Source organism: Clostridiales bacterium, from assembly GCA_015243575.1.
Classification (GTDB): Bacteria; Bacillota; Clostridia; order Peptostreptococcales; family Anaerovoracaceae; genus Anoxybacterium; species Anoxybacterium hadale.
The window spans coordinates 4,297,447-4,318,098 of sequence record CP042469.1; the positions used below are offsets into that span (position 1 = coordinate 4,297,447).

Annotated in this window: 18 protein-coding genes; 8 read left to right on the forward strand and 10 right to left on the reverse strand. The window is 45.9% G+C overall.

Going from position 1 to position 20,652, the window contains the following annotated elements; all coding sequences use genetic code 11:
• Positions 1 to 19: 19 nt before the first annotated feature.
• Entirely contained in the window at positions 20 to 682 is a 663-nt protein-coding gene (locus tag FRZ06_18830; GenBank protein ID QOX65257.1) for an HAD family phosphatase, read from the forward strand.
• 124 nt (positions 683 to 806) lie between these two features.
• On the opposite strand, the gene xylB is transcribed toward FRZ06_18830, so the two are convergent.
• The 4 genes from xylB to FRZ06_18850 form a co-directional block, all read right to left on the reverse strand.
• Positions 807 to 2,333, reverse strand: coding sequence for a xylulokinase (xylB, locus tag FRZ06_18835; protein ID QOX65258.1), 1,527 nt, complete (start codon positions 2,331 to 2,333; stop codon positions 807 to 809).
• A 17-nt stretch (positions 2,334 to 2,350) separates the two neighbouring features.
• On the reverse strand, positions 2,351 to 3,106 hold the full coding sequence (locus tag FRZ06_18840) for a GntR family transcriptional regulator (GenBank protein QOX65259.1): 756 nt from the start codon (positions 3,104 to 3,106) through the stop codon (positions 2,351 to 2,353).
• Between the two features lie 161 nt (positions 3,107 to 3,267).
• Entirely contained in the window at positions 3,268 to 4,299 is a 1,032-nt protein-coding gene (locus tag FRZ06_18845) for a zinc-binding dehydrogenase (protein ID QOX65260.1), read from the reverse strand.
• A 288-nt stretch (positions 4,300 to 4,587) separates the two neighbouring features.
• Positions 4,588 to 5,655 (reverse strand): LysM peptidoglycan-binding domain-containing protein, encoded by a 1,068-nt coding sequence (locus FRZ06_18850; GenBank protein ID QOX65261.1) that lies wholly within the window; start codon positions 5,653 to 5,655, stop codon positions 4,588 to 4,590.
• A gap of 302 nt (positions 5,656 to 5,957) precedes the next feature.
• Between FRZ06_18850 and FRZ06_18855 the strand changes: the two genes are divergently transcribed.
• On the forward strand, positions 5,958 to 7,091 hold the full coding sequence (locus FRZ06_18855; GenBank protein ID QOX65262.1) for a glycerol dehydrogenase: 1,134 nt from the start codon (positions 5,958 to 5,960) through the stop codon (positions 7,089 to 7,091).
• A gap of 176 nt (positions 7,092 to 7,267) precedes the next feature.
• Here the strand turns inward: FRZ06_18855 and FRZ06_18860 are convergent, their stop codons facing one another.
• From FRZ06_18860 to FRZ06_18885, 6 genes are all read right to left on the reverse strand, one after another.
• Positions 7,268 to 8,221 (reverse strand): phosphoglycerate dehydrogenase, encoded by a 954-nt coding sequence (locus tag FRZ06_18860; protein ID QOX65263.1) that lies wholly within the window; start codon positions 8,219 to 8,221, stop codon positions 7,268 to 7,270.
• A 71-nt stretch (positions 8,222 to 8,292) separates the two neighbouring features.
• Positions 8,293 to 8,928: a bifunctional 4-hydroxy-2-oxoglutarate aldolase/2-dehydro-3-deoxy-phosphogluconate aldolase gene (eda, locus tag FRZ06_18865; GenBank protein ID QOX65264.1), complete on the reverse strand. Its 636-nt coding sequence runs from the start codon at positions 8,926 to 8,928 to the stop codon at positions 8,293 to 8,295.
• 92 nt (positions 8,929 to 9,020) lie between these two features.
• A complete protein-coding gene (locus FRZ06_18870) occupies positions 9,021 to 9,971 on the reverse strand; it encodes a hypothetical protein (protein QOX65265.1) in 951 nt (316 codons plus the stop codon).
• 20 nt (positions 9,972 to 9,991) lie between these two features.
• Positions 9,992 to 10,567: a cupin domain-containing protein gene (locus tag FRZ06_18875; GenBank protein QOX65266.1), complete on the reverse strand. Its 576-nt coding sequence runs from the start codon at positions 10,565 to 10,567 to the stop codon at positions 9,992 to 9,994.
• Positions 10,568 to 10,604: 37 nt separating this feature from the next.
• A complete protein-coding gene (locus FRZ06_18880; protein QOX65267.1) occupies positions 10,605 to 11,540 on the reverse strand; it encodes a shikimate dehydrogenase in 936 nt (311 codons plus the stop codon).
• 170 nt (positions 11,541 to 11,710) lie between these two features.
• Positions 11,711 to 12,703, reverse strand: a complete 993-nt coding sequence (locus FRZ06_18885; GenBank protein ID QOX65268.1) for a phage head-tail adapter protein — start codon at positions 12,701 to 12,703, stop codon at positions 11,711 to 11,713.
• Between the two features lie 166 nt (positions 12,704 to 12,869).
• On the opposite strand from FRZ06_18885, the gene FRZ06_18890 reads away from it, so the two are divergent.
• The 6 genes from FRZ06_18890 (at position 12,870) to FRZ06_18915 (ending at position 20,645) form a co-directional block, all read left to right on the forward strand.
• On the forward strand, positions 12,870 to 13,991 hold the full coding sequence (locus tag FRZ06_18890) for an ROK family protein (GenBank protein QOX65269.1): 1,122 nt from the start codon (positions 12,870 to 12,872) through the stop codon (positions 13,989 to 13,991).
• 189 nt (positions 13,992 to 14,180) lie between these two features.
• Positions 14,181 to 15,215 carry an NAD(P)-dependent alcohol dehydrogenase gene (locus FRZ06_18895; GenBank protein QOX65270.1) on the forward strand — a complete coding sequence of 345 codons (1,035 nt, stop codon included), beginning with the start codon at positions 14,181 to 14,183 and terminating at the stop codon, positions 15,213 to 15,215.
• Positions 15,216 to 15,352: 137 nt separating this feature from the next.
• Positions 15,353 to 16,375 carry a zinc-dependent alcohol dehydrogenase family protein gene (locus tag FRZ06_18900; protein ID QOX65271.1) on the forward strand — a complete coding sequence of 341 codons (1,023 nt, stop codon included), beginning with the start codon at positions 15,353 to 15,355 and terminating at the stop codon, positions 16,373 to 16,375.
• A 355-nt stretch (positions 16,376 to 16,730) separates the two neighbouring features.
• Positions 16,731 to 17,888 (forward strand): sugar ABC transporter substrate-binding protein, encoded by a 1,158-nt coding sequence (locus FRZ06_18905; protein ID QOX65272.1) that lies wholly within the window; start codon positions 16,731 to 16,733, stop codon positions 17,886 to 17,888.
• A 188-nt stretch (positions 17,889 to 18,076) separates the two neighbouring features.
• Positions 18,077 to 19,096, forward strand: a complete 1,020-nt coding sequence (locus FRZ06_18910) for an ABC transporter permease (protein QOX65273.1) — start codon at positions 18,077 to 18,079, stop codon at positions 19,094 to 19,096.
• A gap of 16 nt (positions 19,097 to 19,112) precedes the next feature.
• On the forward strand, positions 19,113 to 20,645 hold the full coding sequence (locus tag FRZ06_18915; protein ID QOX65274.1) for a sugar ABC transporter ATP-binding protein: 1,533 nt from the start codon (positions 19,113 to 19,115) through the stop codon (positions 20,643 to 20,645).
• Positions 20,646 to 20,652: the final 7 nt, after the last annotated feature.

Below are 20,652 nucleotides of genomic sequence, written 5' to 3' on the forward strand. Positions count from 1 at the left end.
ACGCTATGAGGTGCAGAAGATGATCAAGGGGATTGTTTTTGATATGGACGGCCTGATGTTTGACACGGAACGTCTTGCGAAAGAAGCGTGGACTCACGCAGGAACTGAGCTGGGGCTTAGTATCACACAGGAAATGGTAATTAAAACGCTTGGATTGAACAACGATGATACCGACAGGGTGCTTATGGAAGAGCTTGGAGAGGCTTTTGATATCATGGCAGCCAGAAAAATCAGAACCGAATATGTTGTTAGATCCATTGAGGAAAACGGAATCCCCATGAAGAGCGGACTGCCGGAGCTCCTGGATTATCTGAAAAAAAATGACTATAGAATTACTGTTGCGACATCCAGTGAGCATGAGGTTGCTCGGTATAATTTCAGGAGGGCAGGCATTTCAGATTTTTTTGATCAGATCGTTTGCGGTGATATAATTGAGCATGGGAAACCTGCACCGGATATCTATTTGAGAGCAAGTGAAATTATTGGGATTCCGCCGGAGGAGTGTCTGGCCTTAGAGGATTCTCCCATGGGAATTTTAGCAGCCTACAGGGCGGGATTAAAACCAGTTATGATTCCGGACTTGAAGCAGCCTGATGAGGAGACAACGAAACTGCTCTACGCAAAGCTCACTTCATTACAGGATGTGATCCAGCTGCTGATGAAGGAAAACGAGAGGATATAGAGATTTATCCTGGGATAGAAAATTCGATAAAAATGGAAAAGCTAAGGTCAGGGCCTTAGCTTTTTTATAAACAGATTTTGATCAGTTTTCTGCGACCGGTATAACATAAAGATACAGAAAGACATCATCGATTCTTAGACATTTTCTGAAAGACGCCTTCCAGCGCAAAATAGCATTCATCAAAAAGTTCTTTGACCGGAGCATATCTTTGAACGGATTGTTGGTCGGGTATATGTACGGAATCGATATTGATAAACCGGTCAATTGCTGTGAAATCGTTGAAGATACCGGCACCTACGCCGCCTGTTACTGCGGCACCCATGGAGCCTGCTTCTTCCAGCAGAGATGGTACGGTGATCTTTGCACCATAGATATCAGCCATAATCTGTCTCCAGACAGCACCCTTTGCGCCTCCGCCGATGACGAGGATTTCCTCTATGTCAACCTGGGTTCTGAGAACATCCAGGCAGATGGAGAGATTCATGGTGACGCCTTCCAATACGCTTCTTAAGATATCGCCCCGCGTATTCTCCGGTTTTAGACCGATCCATGCCCCTTTGGCATCTGGGTTCCAGCGCGGTGCACGCTCACCCAGCAAATAGGGCAGAAAGATGATTCCATTCGATCCGATCGGGCTTTGCTCAATCTGTTCGTTCATGAAATCGTAAGGGGAAGTACCGCTCTTTCTGGCATCATAAGACTCCATGGTACAGATGGTATTTTTCAGCCAGTTATAAGAACCACCAGCATACTGCATGGTGCCGTTGGGTGCATAGAGACCGGGTACAATGTGAGCCCAGGTGACAATTCTCATCTGATCATCGAAGATAGGCTTTTCCGACGTTGTTGTAATCCATGCAGAGGTACCCATACAATTGTAGGTCTTTCCCGGAGCGATGGAGCCGCAGCCGATATTGGCAGCGACACCGTCTCCTCCTCCCAGGACCACTGGGGTTCCGACGGCAAGTCCTGTGGCTTTTGCAGCATCTTGTGTGACGCCGCCTGCCACATAGGTAGAAGGTTTTAATTCTGGGAGCTTATCGGGATCAATCCCTGCGTATTCTAAAATCTCTTCAGACCATTTTAGTGTATTCAGATCAAAACAGCCATTGCTATTCCCATCGGAAGGCTCGGTATAAAACTTTCCGGTGAGGCGAAATACAATAAAATCCTTGGCATTTAAAGTCTTATATGTATTTTCGTAGATTTCCGGTTCGTTGTCCTTGACCCACATTAGCTTCTGGATGCCATAGGAAGCAGTGTTTCGATGGCCGACAATATGGTAAAAATCCCATTGACTAATATGGTTTTCGATCTGCGCAGCTTGCTTTTGCGCACGCTGATCAGCCCAGATCATGGAGGGTCTGAGGGGATTCCCTTGCTTATCGACGCAGAGGCAGCCCATCATTTGTCCGCTGAAGCTGATGGCTCCAATGTCTTTTGCATTAATTCCAGTGGACTCTATCAGCTTCCTGCTGGTATGGCATACCGCAGACCACCAATCTTCTGCATTTTGTTCCACCCAGGTGTCATTGAAATAGTGCGTATCATACGAATATACTTCGCTGCCGATCAACTGTCCTTCTGAGGAAAAAAGCGTGGCTTTATTTCCAGAGGTGCCCAGATCATGAGCTAATATATAAGTCGGCATATTTGATTCCTCCAGTATTATTTATTCTCGGGGAACACTGTGATTTCGAAAGTACTTCTGTCGCCACGGTATCTGGCCAGAGAATATTCTATAGGTTTGCCGAAGGTGTTATATCCAGTCGAAGCAAAATACTGAATGGGTTTTCCCTTTTTTATCTTCAGTAATGTTGCATCTTCCGAAGTCGCTTCCACTGCCTCAACGATACGTTCCACTCGAAAAACTGTCGTAGCAGGGGACTCACTTAAGATTCCGTAGAGTCGTTCCTGTTTCAAATCGTGATCCATTACGAAGGAGCATTCGCTGTAAGGAAGATATGTTTTGATGGTTACAATAGGCTCACCATCGGCTAAGCGTTTTCTATGAAGGTAAATGACAGATTCGTTTTCCTTGACCTCCAGGTGCTTTGCAACATCGTCCGCTGCAGGAACGACTTTGAATTCCAGCACCTCGGTGCTGGGCTCCATCCCTGAGCGAAGAATCTGATCGTTGAAGCTTTCAAGCTTCTTGATAAAATCCTGATTAATTTTTGGCAGGGAAACGAAAGTGCCCTTGCTCTTTACTCGGTACAACCAACCTTCTTGTACAAGTTCAGTAACAGCCTGACGAACGGTGGTGCGACTGATTTTAAAAGCATCACTGATTTCATTCTCAGTAGGAATAATATCTCCACTCTTATAAGTCCCATTCTGAATCTCAGAAAGGATAAGCTGTTTTAGCTGAAAATATAAAGGTATGGGTACAGATTTGTCTATGGATGATAATTTTGTAAGCATAGAATCCTCCCAAATTCAATAATATGATGATTTACGATATTGTAACATATCAGATTTATACTTACAATAATGTATTGTTAATAAGTATGATTATCGTTACATACCATGATTTGATCCTTTGTCTTAAATGACTGCAGAATGTAATCGAGCCATGGTTTCTATTAGAAGGTTATGATACCTTTTTTCAAAACTTCACGATTTAGCAGCTTTTCGTAGGCGTTGACAGATTCATCAAACTTAAAATAATCTGAGATGAAGTCCTTCACAACAAGCTTCCCTGAACGGACCCATTCGAGAACCTGATCATGGGCTGCACCTTCCTCGTCTTTTCGTGGCATCTGCTGGTAAACCACACTCCAGTTATAGGAAGCTTTGCTGAAATCGATGGTGATTTCTTCTTTTTCAGGAACGCCGTAGCAGAGCACTGTGCCTCTGTCGGCAATCAGTCCCATTGCCTGGTTTACCACAAGGGGAAGCCCCACCGCGTCCAAAACGAAGTTGACTCCGTCGGGATAAATAGAGCGAACCTCATTTTCGAAGTTTTGGGTTTTGCTGTTGATGGTTTTCGTAGCGCCGGCGTCCGCAGCCAACTTCAGCTTCTCATCAAAAATATCAATAACGATGATATCCTTTATACCGAGGAGGCTCAAGAATTTAATAAATGTAAGACCAACAGGACCTGCTCCGAAAATCACAATAGAATGCTCCGGTTTTATCCCAAAATAACGGATGTTGCTTAGTACTTCTCTGAATGTAATGAACATCACTGCATCCACAGGGTCCAGATCATCGGAAAGAGAGGTTTGGCCGTAAGCACATAAAGGAGCTTTTCCCTCATCGTATGCAAGGGGATCGTGTACTACCGCATACTCGCTTAAAGCACCCCAGCCGGAACCCAGATCTCCATATAGCTCCTTGTCGGGATCTACGAAGGGCAATAGTACTTTGTCTCCAAGTTTTAATCCCTTCACGTCGGCACCGATTTCCACTACTTCACCGACTCCTTCGTGGCCCAGCATGATAGGGTACATCGATTCAGGAAAGCCCTTGAATGTTCTATGTATGAGCTTAACATCTGTTCCGCACATGCCGCAGGCGAGGGTTTTGACAAGCGCTTGTTTTTCATTGATCTTGGGAATGGCGATTTCTTTAATTTCCAAGGTTCCATCACGATTCACGACTAATGATCTCATTTTCTTATTCCTCCTAATATGATTGTGTACTGAAGAGCAAGGCTGATGTAGATATGATGCTATGTAGTGACATAACAAATTATAACAGAGTAAAATTAAAAACACCAGCGATTTTTTTATAATTGATTTTGTTTTCCGTGCTGCCCTCAAAATGATTGGCGGGTTGAACCGATATGGGTATTGAAAAGGGGGGCGAATAAGGAATCAAAAGGAATTTGCACAAAAAATAAAAGAGGAATGAAAAAGGTATGCACGAGTCGTACATACCTTTAGATTGGAATAGTGCAATTATTTAATAATTATTTCGTGACTATTTTTGTAAGCTTCTGCTACTGCACCCAGGAAATCCCCGTGAGAATCTCTCAGTGACATGGTTGCTCCTGATACTACATCGGCTAAGTCTGCTTTTTCAGCTGCAGTGAGTTTGTTGTATTTTGCAAGGTCATCAGCGTTGGTGGTATCTGCTTTGATTGGTCTGCCGGCAGTTGTGGTATACTTTGCAAACCATGCTTCTAATTCAGCGACGGTCTTTCCTTTGAAGAAATTCTGATAGAAGTCCATCTGCTTGTACCATTCATTGGCCGGATTCATGTGATAAGAATCGCCGCGCTGTCTTTTGGTTACCCATGCATTCACTTCAGCAGCTGCGGATTCCTTTGTATTTACAGAAACACCCGTAATCTTTCCTGTTTCATGTTCGGCAATGTTATAGCCCTCTTTGTCAGGCCAGCCAGAGAAATGAGGCATTGATGCACCATCGTAGTTCGGAGTTGCGACTTCGTAGCCATCAATAAATACATCGATGATTCTGCCCTGAGAATCGAAGGTTGCTCTTGCCATTGCGATGTTAAAGCTGTATACAGGAACTCCGCTTTCATCTGCGCCAGGGCCGTTTCTGAATGCAACTTTATAACCCATCCCTTCAGATACTTTGGCACCGCTTGTAGCTGGAGCGGTGCTGCCCGCAGCTGGAGAGGTGCTGCCTGTGGAAGTGGTAGTTCCTGCTGCCACTGCAACTTTCTGTCCCACGTAAATCAGGTTTTTGTTCTGAATCTGTGGGTTCAGAGCAAGCAGCTGATCCAGCGTAGTGTTGTGCTTGGCAGCAATCTTTGCCAGGGTGTCACCGCTTACGACTACATAAACGCCTGTTCCTGCAGGGACGCTGACTGTAGTGGTTCCTGATTTGGCAGGAGTTGCAGGAGCTGTCGGTTTTGCCGGTGCTGGGGTTTGCGTTGGCTCTTCGGTCCATGCAGTTGCGGCAGAGACCGCATCCGTATCATCGGAGAAGGCCGGTGCAACTGCAAATGAGGTTAGAACCAGCAGCATTACCAGAAAATGTACGAGGAATTTTTTCAATTTGGTACCTCCTTCTTTCTATTTGGGGCGCAAAAACTCTTGTAAATACATGGAAGTCGATTGCCCCAAAACAATAGTTTACCGGAGGATTATACCAATGGGGAAGGCTGTTTAAACAGGTGTATTAAAATTTATTTTCAGCCTCTGTTTTTTATCTCTTTTTATGAGTCACAGGGAATTGACAGACGATGAGGTGAATGATATAATGTAATGACAAAGTAATAATACTAAGTAACAATGCAAGATATCAAGAACGATAAACGATATAAAATATCAATTGAGATTAAAGGAGGCATAGCACTATGGCAAATAATCTTAAGACCACAACAATGGCTTGGGGGTCACCGGGGCGATATATTCAGGGACCCGGCGAGCTGATGAATCTTCCCAAGTATACGTCGAAGTATGGGGAAAACGTATTCGTTATTATTGACCAGTTCTTTTTTTATGATTTGACACTGAGATTGTCAAAGCTTTATGAAGGACGTACAGGTAAATTTGAAACTTCCATTTTTAACACCGAGGTTTCAGAAGAGCAGATTGCAGCCACATCTGCAGCCGCGGAAAAGATTTCACCAAGCGTCATTGTCGGAATTGGCGGCGGCAAGACGCTGGATACGGCTAAGGCGGTCGCGGACGATCTAAAGGTTCCGGTCATCATCATCCCAACATCGGCGTCTACGGATGCACCTACCAGTGCATTATCCGTGATTTATAAGTCTGATGGAGAGCATTCTCATGCACGCCACTATATTAAGAGCCCTGACATTGTCTTGATCGACAGCAAAATTATTGCAGAGGCTCCTGTCAGATTTCTCGTATCGGGAATGGGGGATGCACTGGCGACAGTCTTTGAGGCTAAGGCCAACGCAGCGTCGGACAGCGCAAATTACATAGCAGGAGAGTCGGGTTCCTTTAGAAGAACTAAAACTGCAATGGTAATCGCTCAGGCTTGTTACGATTACTTGATGGCGAACGGTTTGAAAGCAAAAATTGCAGCGGAAAAGCACTGCGTTACGGAAGCGTTGGAGACAATTATTGAAGTCAATACCTTAATGAGCGGACTTGGATTTGAAAACACAGGATGTGCAGCAGCACACTCTGTTTGTGAGGGAATTACGACGGTGCCTGATGCAGGAAAAATGCTTCATGGGGAGCAGGTGGCCTTCGGAACCGTATGCCAGCTTGTTGCAGAAAATGCGCCGAAGGAATTAATTGATGAGGTGATGGGCTTCTGTATCAGCGTTGGTCTTCCTATCACCTTGGAAGATGTAAAAGTCAATCCTACGGAAGAAAATGTAAGGATCATTGCGGAATCTTCCATTAAGAATTCCTACTGGGCAGCGCAGCCGGCACCGGTAACGGTGGAATCGGTAATGGATATTATCTTTGCCGCAGATGCACTGGGACACTATTATTACAAGCAAGCAGTATAAAATCTTACTTTTTTCCTTCTCCTACCCATCGGTTGTCAAAGTTGTGACTCGTCTGAGGCAGCTGGCTTTGTCAGCCGAGTGGGAACATTGATGCAAAAAGAACAGCCATCGTTCAAAAACTCTGAATATGGCTGTTCTTTTATATTAGATTAGCGCAAATTATGGAGGCGCGGTTACTACTGATTTACAATAAAAGGACAAGGCTTCGATTCCAGTACATCGATCAAATTTTGAACGGAGAGTACTGCCATGTTTTCCATTGCTTCTGCGGTATGTGCCCCCGTATGGGGTGTAGCAACCACTTCATATAAGGAAAAGAGCGGAGACTCTGTGGGAGGCTCAATTTCGAAGGCATCCAGTGCCAAACCCCCGAGCCTTCCTGCTTTTAATGCATCGTATGCGGCATCTTCGTCGATTAGTCCGCCCCGGGAGGTATTGACCAGGATTGCTGTGGGTCTCATCTTTGCAATGGCCGAAGCACTGATCATATGGTGGGTGGAAGCCATAAGGGGGAGATGAAGACTGATTACATCTGCCTGCATGATCACCTCATCAAAACTTGCCGAAGTGATCCCGTTCTCTTCACAGTACGCTGCGTTGATATAGGGATCATAGGCAATGACCTCCATATCAAATCCCTTGGCACAGCGGGCAACCACTTTGCCGATGGCACCAAGCCCCATAATGCCGATGGTTTTCCCCTTTAATTCTATTCCTGTGGAGCGGATCCAACCGCCTCCGCAGAGGTTGGTATGCAGATAGGGAATTTTTCTGGCGACGGATAGGGCCAGACCAAAGGCAAGCTCCCCCACCGCTTCAGCGTTCACGCCGGGGGTATTGGTGACAGGAATGTTTAAGGACTTGGCGGCTGCAATGTCAACCCGGTCATACCCCGCGCCATAGCGCGAAACAACCTTCAGGCGGGTGCAGGATTTCAGAACATTTTCTGTAACGAAGTCCAAACCTGCAATATAACCATCACAGTCTGCTAATAGCGGAATCAACTCATCTTCACTCAGCGGCTTTCCTGTTGTGTTAAAGATCAAATCCTCGGAAAAAGCTTTCAGTGTTTCTAACGCCTTTGAGCCTTTTCCAGGCTGCAGAGAGGTGGGCGTGACTAATATCTTCATGTCGATACTCCTCCTTTTGGACGGGCAGTGGGTAATACTTGTGTCAAAGCGAAGGCTTCAACTCAAATGGCTTATCCTTGCACCAAAGCAACAGCTTCCGCTGTCAATCGGGTAATCTCCTGAAAATCGCCTGAGTTAATGAGGGCCTCGTTTACCATCCAGCTCCCGCCGCAGGCGATGATTTTCCTCGAGGCAAGAAAGGTCAAGATGTTATTCTGATTGATTCCGCCCGTAGGCATAAATCGAACAGAAGGGAAGGGCGCGGCCAGGGCATGAATGGTGTCAAGCCCGCCGTATTGCTTCGCCGGAAAGAACTTCATGACCGGCAGGTTATACTCAAGGGCCATCATAAGCTCAGTAGGCGTGCAGATTCCTGGAAATATTAATCGGTTCTCGCGGAGTGTATAGTCGGTGACCTTTGAGCTGAAACCAGGGGATACGATGAACCTGGCACCAGCGTCAATTGCCCTCTCGGCCTGCTCATGGTTTATTACCGTGCCTGCACCGATAAGCATATCTGGAAATTCCCTTGTGATCCTGCGGATGGATTCCTCAGCGGCATCCGTTCGGAAGGTAATTTCCGCAACAGGAAGCCCACCAGCACAAAGCGCTTCCGCCAGCGGCAGGGCGTCGGAGGCTTTATCGAGCTTAACAACTGGAACAATTTTCATTAATTCAACTTCTTTTAAAATGTGATCGAAATTCATAAGATGCCCTCCTTGACTTGTAATCTGAAAAAAAGGGTGTGTTACTGCTGTCGGACGTTATGTCGTCGATTCTTCCCTGGAAATTTAAATTTTTAGACAGCCAGAGCGCGGACACAGTTTTCATAGAAGAACTGATGGATGTGCTGTTCCTCTATGCCGGAATTTTGCATCAGAGGAAGGAAGGTTTTCAATATGTAGTCCAAGCCTACAGCATCCGGGGTATAGGATCTAAGCCGGTCTCTGGTTGTGTCCAGGGAACAGAGCAGCTGTTCCTGATATCCTTCTGCAATGAGCGCTTTCATTAATTCGATCTCGTACTCATCGCTGTGATACTTGAAGCGCCCGATGGTGTCAAACTCTGCAAAAACACCTGCGGCTACGGTTTCTTTTATGGTATTAACCTCGCAGGTACGGTCCATGTGGCAGAAAATCAGTTTGTTTGCAGGAACCCTCCGTGCAGTAAGATACTCAAGCAGATCAAGCGGATTGCTTCCCTGCTCAATGTGAACCATGATTGGAGCCCCGGTGGAAGCGAAGGCTTCGGCGGCAGCATTAAAAAGATGCTGATACCTGCCGGTCAGTCCCTCTTTGTCAAGAGAGGTCTTAATGATTCCTGCTTTTAAGGAACAGTATTCTTTTGGATCATTTGTATCACAGTCAGTAAACATGCCATTTTCAAGTTCGTGAATATAAAGATCTGCCAGCTTCTTTTCTGAATACCGGCATATCCAGTGATCTTCCGGGTAGAATTGGAGCTTATGGAAACCGGTGGAGCAAAGGATGTTAACGCAAGTTTCTTCTGACAAGCTTCCAAGCGCTCTCTCCATACGATTGCATCCCACAGGCTGGGCATCGACGATAGATCGGCCTCCTGCAGCCACGTAGTGAAGCAATTCCTTTCTGCTTTTTTCCGGATCATCAATGCAAAGTGCCGGGTTCACCTCAAAGGATACGCCTTTGCTGATCATCAGGTGCTCATGACATTGGCAAAAGCCCAGTTGATTTGGGGGGATTTCTCCGGTCACTGTTCTGATAATGGGCATAGCATCTCCTTCTTTCTTTTTTACCAGTTGGGATTATCTGTAATAATTGATTTCCCGCCTTGATCCAGGATCATCTTGTGAAAGCCTTTCTCCTCGATGGTCCCGTAATCATGGCCCGCATCGGCAGCAAATGCAAAAAAGAGGACGAGAGGTTCCGTTCCAGTGTTTACAGTCCTGTGTGCAAATCTCCTTGGCACATACAGTGCAGCTCCTTCCGTAAGTGGCTCTTCCCGAGTTTCTCCTTCCGGGTTTTCCATCACCATGTAGCCTTGGCCGGAAAGGGTATAATATACTTCGGCCGTTTCCAAAACTGTATGAAAATGGCCCTTTGTCATAAAGTACTCCGCTCCTACCTTGCCGGGATAAATGATTGTGGTACCGAACAGAAGGTCTCCGGCTCTTTCAGGACACCCTAGTTCGTAAAATTCATAGATGAGAGGATCTTCAGAAGCAAGAATCCGCTCCGCGGCTTCTTGATCGGCAAACACTGTTTTCATATTTGATAAATAACGCTTCGTAGTGGAAGCGGTTTTGGATCGACCGGTTTGCTTGTCGAAATCTACAAGAAAGCTTTGATCCCAGTCAAATTGATTCATAATATTTCCTCCTATTGTCGTTCGTGGTGGGATGTTTTTATGATTTTGCGATCTGACTCAAATGGTCGAGCAGGTCACCTTTTATTTCTACATGGAATACTTCTGAAATCACCTGGGTCCAGCCATGGATGAAATAAATCCATCCATCTTCCACATGCAGGTGCTTCTCTAACGCCTGTTTCTCTGCCTGCTCTTGAAACAATAGCTCACCGCGGTAATTGATTTCCCATACAAGACTGTTCTCGGGAAAGCTGCATTTATCGGTAAGAGGCGACCCTGGAGCATCTTTGCCCAGCCCGGTTGCATTGACAATCAGGGAATGGGGCTTTAAGGATGCCAATGTTCTGTCGTTATCTTCTGGAGTCGGATTATGTACAAATTCAAATTGTATCTCGGGATGAATCCCTTCCAGGATGGCCTTGGCGGACGCAAGTCGTGGAACGCTTCTGTTGGCAACAATAATCCGTTTCGGTACATTCGATTTATGGCTTTCCTGTGCAAAGTAAACGGACATAGCCAGCGTGCTGCCCCCGGCGCCCAGGAGCAGAACCTCTCCGTCATAATCGCTCCAGTAGTGATCGGGTACAAAATGTTCCAAGGCTAGCCCGCTGGAGATAGGATCCTTAGCGTGGGCACAGAGCTTCCCGTCCATTTTGGAGATAGAGGAGACTTCGCCAAGCTTTTGGGCATAGGGATCAACATAATCGAAGAGATCCTTACAGGTTTCGTACAAATCAATTTTATGTGTCGTCACTAGAGCTCCCAGGGAAAGGGGATCGTTTTTTATAAACGTCACAGCCTCACGATATGCTTCGGCGCAGGAATGAGGCTGAAAGTCAATTCCTTTTATGACGGAACTGTAAAGACCAAGGAAATCGGCCCATTTTGGAAATACGCGCATAATAGAAGACTGTTCCGTTGTGACTCCAATGAAGTAAATAGTAGGAGCTGAAGCTGTTTCATAGTAGGACATTGTATGTTTCCTTTCTGCTTTAATTATTAACATTATAAAGTTGTAATGTTACAACTTAAGAAGGGAATAATTACTGCTCCTGAAAGGGAGCAGTAAAGGAGAACGGTATCTATGTCCAGCTCATTTTGCGGTAGGCCGCATGCCGGAGTATCATGGATTTCTTATATTATCTATGGCTCAATCGCGAGAAGACTCATCGTTGCGGGCAGCTCGTGAGCGGTGTTTACTTTGTCGCTCCCTACCACACAGTCGAAACAGGAGACCGCAATCTTTCCGTTCCAGACGCAGGGCTCGCCGGGCTGATCCAGTTCTCCGTTGAATCCATTGGTATCAGGACTCTGAGCGATGCGTTTCACACGTCCTTCCCGGTCAATTTTGGCAATGGCATTCACAACGAAATCCGCTACATAGATGTTGCCGAATTCATCGATGGTCATTCCGTCGGTAGACCTCAGATTCTCTGGGTCTTTTGCAAACAGTGCATTCTCTTTAATACTGCCGTCTTCTTTGAACGTCAGCTTGAAGATCTCTCCGTCTCCAAAGTTCCCGACATACAAGTTTCCCTCGTGATCGAATACGATTCCGTCCACGCCGTACTGATCGTCGGGGTTATGGGTAATCCACGTTGCAAAGATGTTGGGATCTTCCAAAGTATTTGTAATATGTATGGCTTCATCATCCAGATGGAAACGGTAAACACAGCTCATTAGTTTTCCCGATTCCGTTTTCACCTTTTCCATGGTGCTCTGGGTCACATACAAATATTCTCCCTTGATGCGGATTCCGTTGGGATGCTCCATACCCTCAGCAACAACAGTAACCTTTTCTATACCGTTGCCATTCATGCGAACACGGAGAATTCGGCCCTGAAATTTCAGCCTCTCTTCACCGGACCAGCCCTGGTTGTCTACAATATATAAGTCCCAATCCGGACCGAATGCAAGGCCCATGGCTCTGGCTTCCATTGTTTTCTCGAGCAACGGTACATCAAACCATTTTGTAACGATTCCGTCAGTGTCAATCTTTGCGATACAGCTTGGCATGGACATGTCTGCAAAATTGGGACACGCCAGGATTAGATTTCCATCCCGATCCACTTCCATTCCATCTGGCGTGCATATGAATTCCTGTGGCAGCAGTGCCAATAGTTTCGGTGTCTGCATAAAATTACCATCCTTTTTATTATGTAATGACATTACTATATTACAATACTACGTTAGAAGAATATCATATATTCTCTTGCTTGAAAAGTATAATTTTGAAAAAAATATTTACTTTGCGAAGCGAACAGGGTTATCATAGTGGTATTACAAGTGCTTCGGAGGGAATATGAACGCAGGCAGCAACAATATGGAGGTAAGAAAAGTCAATAAGAATAGAGCATTTCGCTATATATGCCGGAAGGAACGGGTATCAAAGCCAGAAATTGCCTCTGCACTTGGCGTCAGTGTGCCCACAGTGCTCCAACTGGTCAATCTGCTGGAAGAGGAGAATCTCGTTCTCGAAGCTGGGGAATGTGATTCCAAGGGCGGCAGAAAGGCCAGAGCGGTGAGACCCAATTGGGACGCTGCCTATGCAGTGGGGTTGGATATTACAAAAAATCATATCGGGCTGATCTATACTAATTTATCAAAGCAGGTTCTGGAGCATATCAGAATTTATAAGACTTTCCGGGATACGGAAGACTATTATAAAGAGGTTACAGATACCCTAAAAGCATTTGTTCGTGAGCATAAAATTCCGGAAGATCGGATTACAGGAGTAGGAATCTCAATCCCAGGGATCGTAGATGGGAAAAATAACAGGATTGAGCGGTCTCATGTACTAAATCTCTATGACGTTTCCTGCGAGCGATTTGCCAAGTATCTTCCTTATCCTGCAATTTTGATCAATGATGCCAATGCTGCAGGAAGGACTGAAATTGACAGCGAAAGAAGCAGCCACAATCTCATTTACCTTTCGCTGAGCAACAGTGTAGGGGGATCGGTCATCATGGGAGACATATACAGCGGTGATCACTGGCGATCCGGTGAGTTTGGGCATATGATTGTTGCAGAGCAGGGAGGAATGTGCTATTGCGGGAAAAGGGGCTGCTTTGATGTGTGCTGCTCTGCACTCAGACTGGCTGGGCTTGCAGAGGGGAAGCTGGAAAACTTCTTTCAGGGGTTGGAAGACGGGAATGTGCTTTATCAGAGTGCATGGGAGGAATATCTTTCTTATCTGGCAACTATGGTGGAAAACCTCCATATGGTTCTTGACTGTGATATTATACTGGGCGGCTATGTGGGGGGCTTTATGGGACCGTATCTTAGTGATTTTCAAGGAAGGATTGCCGGAAACAACATTTTTGGAAACACAGGGGCCTATGTGAAGACCTGCAAGTATCAATACGAAGCTGCTGCATTAGGCGCCGCACTTTTCTTTATCGAACAGTTCATGAGAGAAATCTGATTTACAAAGACTTTATATTGATGAGATGGATCCCTCTTGCTCAAATCGGGCAGGAGGGTTTTTTTCATTTGTCGCTTTTTTAAGAAAGAAAGGGGATTGACAAGAGAAACCATCCGGCGGTAATATACTAATTACTTTAATAAACTAGTTAAGGAAGTTTCCTGAGAAAGAAAAGGAGGAGGGTACATAATGAAAGCAGCTGTGATGACCGGAATCGGACAAATCGAGTTTGTCGAAGCAGCAATGCCGGTTCCCGGAGAGGATGAGGTTCTCGTGAAGCTGGAATATGTAGGGATCTGCGGCAGCGATCTGCATTATTACGAGAACGGAAGAATTGGCAGTTATATCGTGGAGCCGCCCTTTGTACTGGGACATGAACCGGGTGGCATCATTGTGGAGGCGGGTAAAAATGTTACCCATCTGAAGGTAGGGGACAGGGTAGCGCTGGAGCCGGGGAAGACCTGCGGGAAGTGCCGCTTTTGCAGAGAAGGTAAGTACAATTTATGTCCTGATGTAATTTTCTTTGCAACACCGCCGGTTGGTGGAGTGTTCCAGGAGTATGTGGCACATGATGCGTCTTTATGCTTTAAGCTGCCGGATGAGGTAAGCACGTTGGAAGGGGCTTTGATCGAGCCCTTGGCAGTGGGATTTCATGCTGCAGGACAAGGGAATGCCCATGCAGGACAGAAAGCAATTGTGTTCGGAGCAGGATGTATCGGACTTGTGACTATGATGGCACTAAAGGCGCGAGGTGTCACCAACGTGACGGTTGTTGATGTGATGGAAAAGAGACTGGAAAAAGCGTTGGAACTGGGTGCAGCTTCGGTAGTTAATGCGGTGAGGGAAGACGTCCTCGCGCGGTCAGTAGAATTAACCGGGGGAGAGGGCTTTGATCTGGCCATTGAGACAGCGGGAACAGAACTTACGGCCAGTCAGTGTATTCATTCAGTGAGAAAAGGAGCAGAGATCGTATTGGTAGGCTACGGAAAATCCGGAATGATGAATCTTCCCATGAGCCTGGCACTTGACAAAGAAGTTACGTTTAAGACAGTATTCCGGTATCGCCATATTTACCCCATGGCAATTGAGGCTGTGGCTTCGGGAAGGGTCAACCTGAAAGGAATCGTCACCCATCAATATGACTTTGACCACATGAAAGAAGCCATGGATAACTGCGTCAAAGATAAAGCAAACATTGTAAAAGCAGTAATTAAATTCGCTTGATGCGCAGAGCAGGGAGCATGCACATACCAAGAGCAGGAGCCCAGCGCATCAAGAGCAGGAGTTAAGCGCATCAGGAGCAGAAATCAAGCTGGCATCAAGAGCAGATGCCAGGCTCGCATCATGAAAGGAGACGAATCATGAAAGCAATTGTATATAATGCACCAAGAGACTATGAACTGAAAGAAATTCCAAGGCCGGTGATCAAACCCAATCAAGTCCTGATTAAGGTCGCAGCCTGCGGCGTGTGCAGAACAGATATGCATATTCACGAAGGAGACTTTATTTCAGCATTTCCGTTGACACCGGGGCATGAATTTACCGGTGAAATCGCCGAGGTTGGTTCCCAGGTAACGGAGCTTTCTGTGGGCGATCGGGTTGTGGGAGACAATACGGTTCTCTGTGGAGAATGTTATTACTGCAGAAGAAATCAGCCGCTGTTCTGTGAGAACTTTTACTCTTTAGGATGCAATGGGCCCGGAGGTTACGCAGAATATGTGGCGGTCAACCATGACAAGGTATTTCCAATCAGTGACAACTTAACCTACGATCAGGCAATCTTTGTAGAACCGCTGGCATGTGCCATTCATGGCATGGATGTCATCGCACCCAAATGCGGTGACGATGTACTGATCTTCGGCGCGGGGCCCACGGGGATTCTGCTGGCCCAGCTGCTGAAACATGGCGGGGCAGCAAATGTCGTCGTATGTGCATCTTCTCAGGAAAAGCTGAATCTGATCCAAAAGAATGGATATGCTCAAACCGTATGGATGGACCGCAAGGATTATTCCGTCCATACAAACGTCTTAAAAGAAATGTATCCTCAGGGTTTTGATATTGTGATTGATGCGACAGGGGCGCCTGAGGTATTGGAACAATGTTTCGAATTTCCTAAAAAAACCGGAAAAATAGTAATCTACGGTGTCTGCTCCAGTGACGCTAAAATTACAATCAGTCCCTACCAAATTTTCAGTAATGAATTAAAGGTGTTGGGCTCCTTCGCCCAGACCCACTGCTTTGATCGGGCGGTAAAATACCTTGAAAACGGTGTGATTAAAGTTGACGATCTGGTAGCAGGACATTTTTCTTTGAAAGAGTTCGGCGACGTAATGGATGTTATGGTCAACGGCAAGGGGCTTTTAAAGCTGATCGTGAATCCCTAAAAACTGCAAGCGAATCCCTAAAACTGCACGGGCTTACAGCGCAAATCTTGATTTGCGCTGTAAGCCCGTGTTTGCTATCACCTTGGAGTTCCTTTGATGCATCTGCTTTTCTAAACGCGCTTTGCTTTGCCGGTTTCGTCTTTCACGAGCGGCGCTAAAGCCGATTACTTTTGTCGTCTTTGAACCGAAAAAAAATCCAATTTGAGGTTGACATCGTATATAGCACGCATTATAATATGACACATGCAAGATAATAATCTTGTAATGTAGGTACATAAGAACGAAACGGTTTATCGGCCTATGTATGATATGTTACGGATTAAGATCGGCCCATAATAATAAAGGAGGAATTTTTATGAAATTGAGGAGAATCACTTCATTATTGCTGGTGGCAGCACTTGCAATAGCAGGCACATTGACGGGCTGCGGCTCACAACCGTCTGAAACAACCGATACACCGGCAAATTCGGGTACTGTTGCAGAAGATATTGATTATGCTAACTTCACAATTGATCCAAGTAAGATTCCACAGGAAAAGCTCGACACGACATTATACGTAGCAACATCGGTACGTGGGCTTGAAAATCCTTACATAGTAACCATTACAGAAGGCATGGATGAATTCTGTAAATATCTGGACAGCATCGGACAGAAATACGAAAAGCAGGTATTGGACTCCGGTGGGTCCAACGACGTAGAAATTGATAACATGAAACAGTTTGCAGCAAAGGCAAAGGGCAATGCCATCGCTTATGCTGACCCCAACGAAGCAGCAATCGCTCCTTCCCTTGCAGAAGCTATGGCATCCTCCGGCGGATATATCGGTACCGCATGGAACAAGCCTGACGATGCAAGCCCGCAGGACTACGATCCAAACTGGGTAATCCATACTTCTGCGGATAATGTAACCAACGGAAAGGCTACGGCAAAAGCACTGTTCGATAACATGGGCGGAAAAGGAAAGGTATTCGTAATCGAAGGAATGCTGGGAAATACCGCATCGATTGACAGAGTAAAAGGCTTTGAGCAGGCATTAAAGGAATATCCGGACATCGAAGTTGCGCATCAGGACACCGCCAACTGGGCTACGGATCAGGCGCTGACCTTGGTTGAAACATGGCTGAACGATACTCCTGACGTAGGCGGGATCTGGTGTGCCAATGATAATATGGCAACCGGTGCACTGCAGGCTCTGGACAAAAAGAACCTGAAAGGTAAGGTTGGTGTGACCGGTATTGACGCTAACACGGATATCGTCGAGGCAGTTAAGGCAGGCAACGTTGTCGCAACGGTTTCTTCCAATGGCTATCTCCAGTCAGGATATACCCTGGCAATCTGTTATGCAGCATGGGCCGGACTGATCGATCCTGCACAGATGCCGGAAGAATATAGGGTGTTCTTAACACCAGCTGTAATGGTAAAGGCTGACAATGTAGATTCTTATATTGCAGAATATGTAGATTCAGTTCCCAAAATGGACTTTGCTAAGATCTTCAGCTGCAAAGCAGACTAACAAAGCACTGATTAATTTAAATCGAAGCTGTCCAAAGAATATTCATCTGCTATACCCGGAGGAGATTGACGCCGTCAGTCTCCTCCTTACATCAAAAAAATACCGACAGCAGCCTCGGCAAAAGGTTGCGTGCCGAACAAGATATTGTAACGGGAAACGGGACTTATTAATTGATTGGAGAAGATAGAATGGGAAAAGAAAAGCTTGCAGCGTTGTCCATTACAGAAGAGTTTGCTTCCAAGATTAAAGCAGATAATCAAAAGGAGCGACTTACGAAGTGGGCACCTGTCTTTGTGCTTATTGCATTGTTTCTTGTATTTTCATTGATATTGGGAGGGTCATTTGCCAGCGGAAGCAACCTTGTGTCAATCATGAATCAGTGGGCGATCCCGCTGCTGGTTGCCCTTGGTCTTACCTTTGTCATTATGCTGGGCAGCATTGATTTATCCATTGATGGTACAGTGGGGATGGCAGGATCTTTGGCAGCGGTTTTTGTACTGAACAGCCGCAACGGAAATGACATGGGAGTATGGGGACTTTTTCTCGCCGTATTCTGCAGTGTCATCATTGGATTTATGATTGGAACCATTCATGTAAAGCTGAAAATACCTTCTTTTATGGTCAGCTTTGCGTTCATGAATATCTGTGCAGGCATCGGGCTGCTGTCTTATGGAGGAAAACCACCGACAATTAAAGATGAATTTATAGCATCAATCGCGAAATCCAGTTTCCTTGAAATCCCAATCATAACATGGGTTGCATTACTGGTTTTTGTGCTGTGCCTATACATACAGGAATGCACTCCCTTCGGCCGACATATCTACGCGGTAGGAACCGATGAAACCATTCCAAAGGCTGTTGGAATCAATGTTAACAAGGTTAAAATCAAAGTCTTTACCTTGGCAGGCTTCTGCTTCGGGGTTGCAGGGGTTTTAGGAGCAATTCGGCTTGGACAGGGTCAGGTTTCCATTGGGGCGGATCTCATGTTTCCTGCCAATGCTGCTGTGGTTATCGGAGGAACCGCTCTTACCGGAGGGAAAGGCGGGGTGGTAAATACCGTAGTGGGTACTTTGATCATGACCGTGCTTTTCAACGGACTGACTATGATGGGTGTCAACCCCAACATCAAAACGGGCGTGCAGGGCCTGATCATTCTGATTGCGGTGGCATTGACGGTAAAACGCGGTTCCACTATTATCAGCAAATAGTGCCGGAGGGATAGAAATGGAAGAGAAAAAATTACTTTTTAGCGCGAAAAACATTACCAAGTCCTTTCATGGCACACAAGCACTCAAAGGTGTTGATCTGGATGTGTATGAAGGAGAAGTCATCGGATTAATCGGCGAAAATGGAGCCGGAAAATCTACCTTGCTTAAAATCATCATCGGTGCTCAACCCCCCTCATCCGGGGAAATGTTCATGCACGGCAGCAAGTTTGAGCCAAAAACCCCTCTGGAAGCCAATGCGGCTGGAGTCGGAATGGTTTATCAGGAACAATCCCTGATTACCAACCTGTCTGTGGGGCAGAATATTTTCTTTGGTCACGAAAAAGAGTTTGTTCAATTGGGATTTGTTCGCTGGAGAAAAATGTATGAGGAAGCGCAAAAGGTTCTGGAAGCTGTTGGCAGCGGGCATATCAATCCTCGGAAAAAGGTAATCGATCTAAATTTTGCTACAAGGCAAATGATCGAAATCGCCAAGGTCGTCAATGTTACAAAGTCAGCAAATGCAAACGGAAAATGTTTAATTTTATTAGACGAGCCCACTTCTGTGCTGAATGAAGGGGAAGTAAAAGTATTATTTGAAGAAATTAGAAAATTAAAAGCCCTAGGGCATTCTGTCATATTTGTCTCACACAGACTGGATGAAGTACTGGAAATCTCCGATCGGGTATATGTCTACAAAGACGGCGAGAACGCTGGAAATATGCCTATCGAAGAGGCGACGGAAACGAAGATGTACGAAATGATGGTGGGACACGAAAGCTCATCAGAATATTACAAACTGGATAAGCAGATCATCCCAGGTGAAGAGGTGGTGCTTGAAGTAAAGGATCTGGGTCTGTGGGGCCGGTTTAAACACTGCAATTTCAAGCTCCACAAAGGAGAAATTCTCGGGCTTTGCGGCGTGGTCGGCTCTGGGAAAGAAGAAATTTGCTCTGTTATCTGCGGTGATGAGAAGCCTACCTACGGAGAAGTAATCTTAAAGGGAAAGCCCGTGAAATATTCAGAGCCTTCCCAGGCATTAAAGGATGGGACTCTGCTGATTCCAAAAGAAAGAATGTATGAGGGTATCGTCAGAGGGCTGCCGGTGGAGGACAATATCGCAATGTCAAATACAAAGCGGCTGAAAAAGAACGGTCTGGTTTCTAAAAAGGCCATCTCCAACCAAGCGGAAAAATATATTAAGCTGCTGAATATTAAGACCAGAGGAAAAGACGAACTGGTGATCCAGTTGTCGGGAGGGAATCAGCAAAAGGTGGTATTCGCTCGCGCGCTGGCTTCAGAAGCGGATATTCTAATTCTGAATCACCCGACCCGTGGTGTCGATGTTGGTGCAAAAGAAGAAATCTACAGCCTGATTCGTGACATGGTTGCAGGAGGAAAGTCGGTTATCCTGCTGGGCGATACGCTGGACGAATGTATCAGTATGAGCAACCGTGTTTTCGTTATGAAAGACGGTCTGATTACCGGAGAATTCAGCGCGGCAGCAGACGCCAAGCCGAGTCAGGTTCAGATCGTTAGTATGATGGTATAGGGCGGGT

Bases quoted from the DNA above. Each gene is read 5' to 3' on its own strand.
- FRZ06_18830 (QOX65257.1), top strand. From the start codon at position 20: ATGATCAAGGGGATTGTTTTTGATATGGACGGCCTGATGTTTGACACG.
- xylB (QOX65258.1), bottom strand. From the start codon at position 2,333: ATGCCGACTTATATATTAGCTCATGATCTGGGCACCTCTGGAAATAAA.
- FRZ06_18840 (QOX65259.1), bottom strand. From the start codon at position 3,106: ATGCTTACAAAATTATCATCCATAGACAAATCTGTACCCATACCTTTA.
- FRZ06_18845 (QOX65260.1), bottom strand. From the start codon at position 4,299: ATGAGATCATTAGTCGTGAATCGTGATGGAACCTTGGAAATTAAAGAA.
- FRZ06_18855 (QOX65262.1), top strand. From the start codon at position 5,958: ATGGCAAATAATCTTAAGACCACAACAATGGCTTGGGGGTCACCGGGG.
- FRZ06_18860 (QOX65263.1), bottom strand. From the start codon at position 8,221: ATGAAGATATTAGTCACGCCCACCTCTCTGCAGCCTGGAAAAGGCTCA.
- eda (QOX65264.1), bottom strand. From the start codon at position 8,928: ATGAATTTCGATCACATTTTAAAAGAAGTTGAATTAATGAAAATTGTT.
- FRZ06_18870 (QOX65265.1), bottom strand. From the start codon at position 9,971: ATGCCCATTATCAGAACAGTGACCGGAGAAATCCCCCCAAATCAACTG.
- FRZ06_18875 (QOX65266.1), bottom strand. From the start codon at position 10,567: ATGAATCAATTTGACTGGGATCAAAGCTTTCTTGTAGATTTCGACAAG.
- FRZ06_18880 (QOX65267.1), bottom strand. From the start codon at position 11,540: ATGTCCTACTATGAAACAGCTTCAGCTCCTACTATTTACTTCATTGGA.
- FRZ06_18885 (QOX65268.1), bottom strand. From the start codon at position 12,703: ATGCAGACACCGAAACTATTGGCACTGCTGCCACAGGAATTCATATGC.
- FRZ06_18890 (QOX65269.1), top strand. From the start codon at position 12,870: ATGAACGCAGGCAGCAACAATATGGAGGTAAGAAAAGTCAATAAGAAT.
- FRZ06_18895 (QOX65270.1), top strand. From the start codon at position 14,181: ATGAAAGCAGCTGTGATGACCGGAATCGGACAAATCGAGTTTGTCGAA.
- FRZ06_18900 (QOX65271.1), top strand. From the start codon at position 15,353: ATGAAAGCAATTGTATATAATGCACCAAGAGACTATGAACTGAAAGAA.
- FRZ06_18905 (QOX65272.1), top strand. From the start codon at position 16,731: ATGAAATTGAGGAGAATCACTTCATTATTGCTGGTGGCAGCACTTGCA.
- FRZ06_18910 (QOX65273.1), top strand. From the start codon at position 18,077: ATGGGAAAAGAAAAGCTTGCAGCGTTGTCCATTACAGAAGAGTTTGCT.
- FRZ06_18915 (QOX65274.1), top strand. From the start codon at position 19,113: ATGGAAGAGAAAAAATTACTTTTTAGCGCGAAAAACATTACCAAGTCC.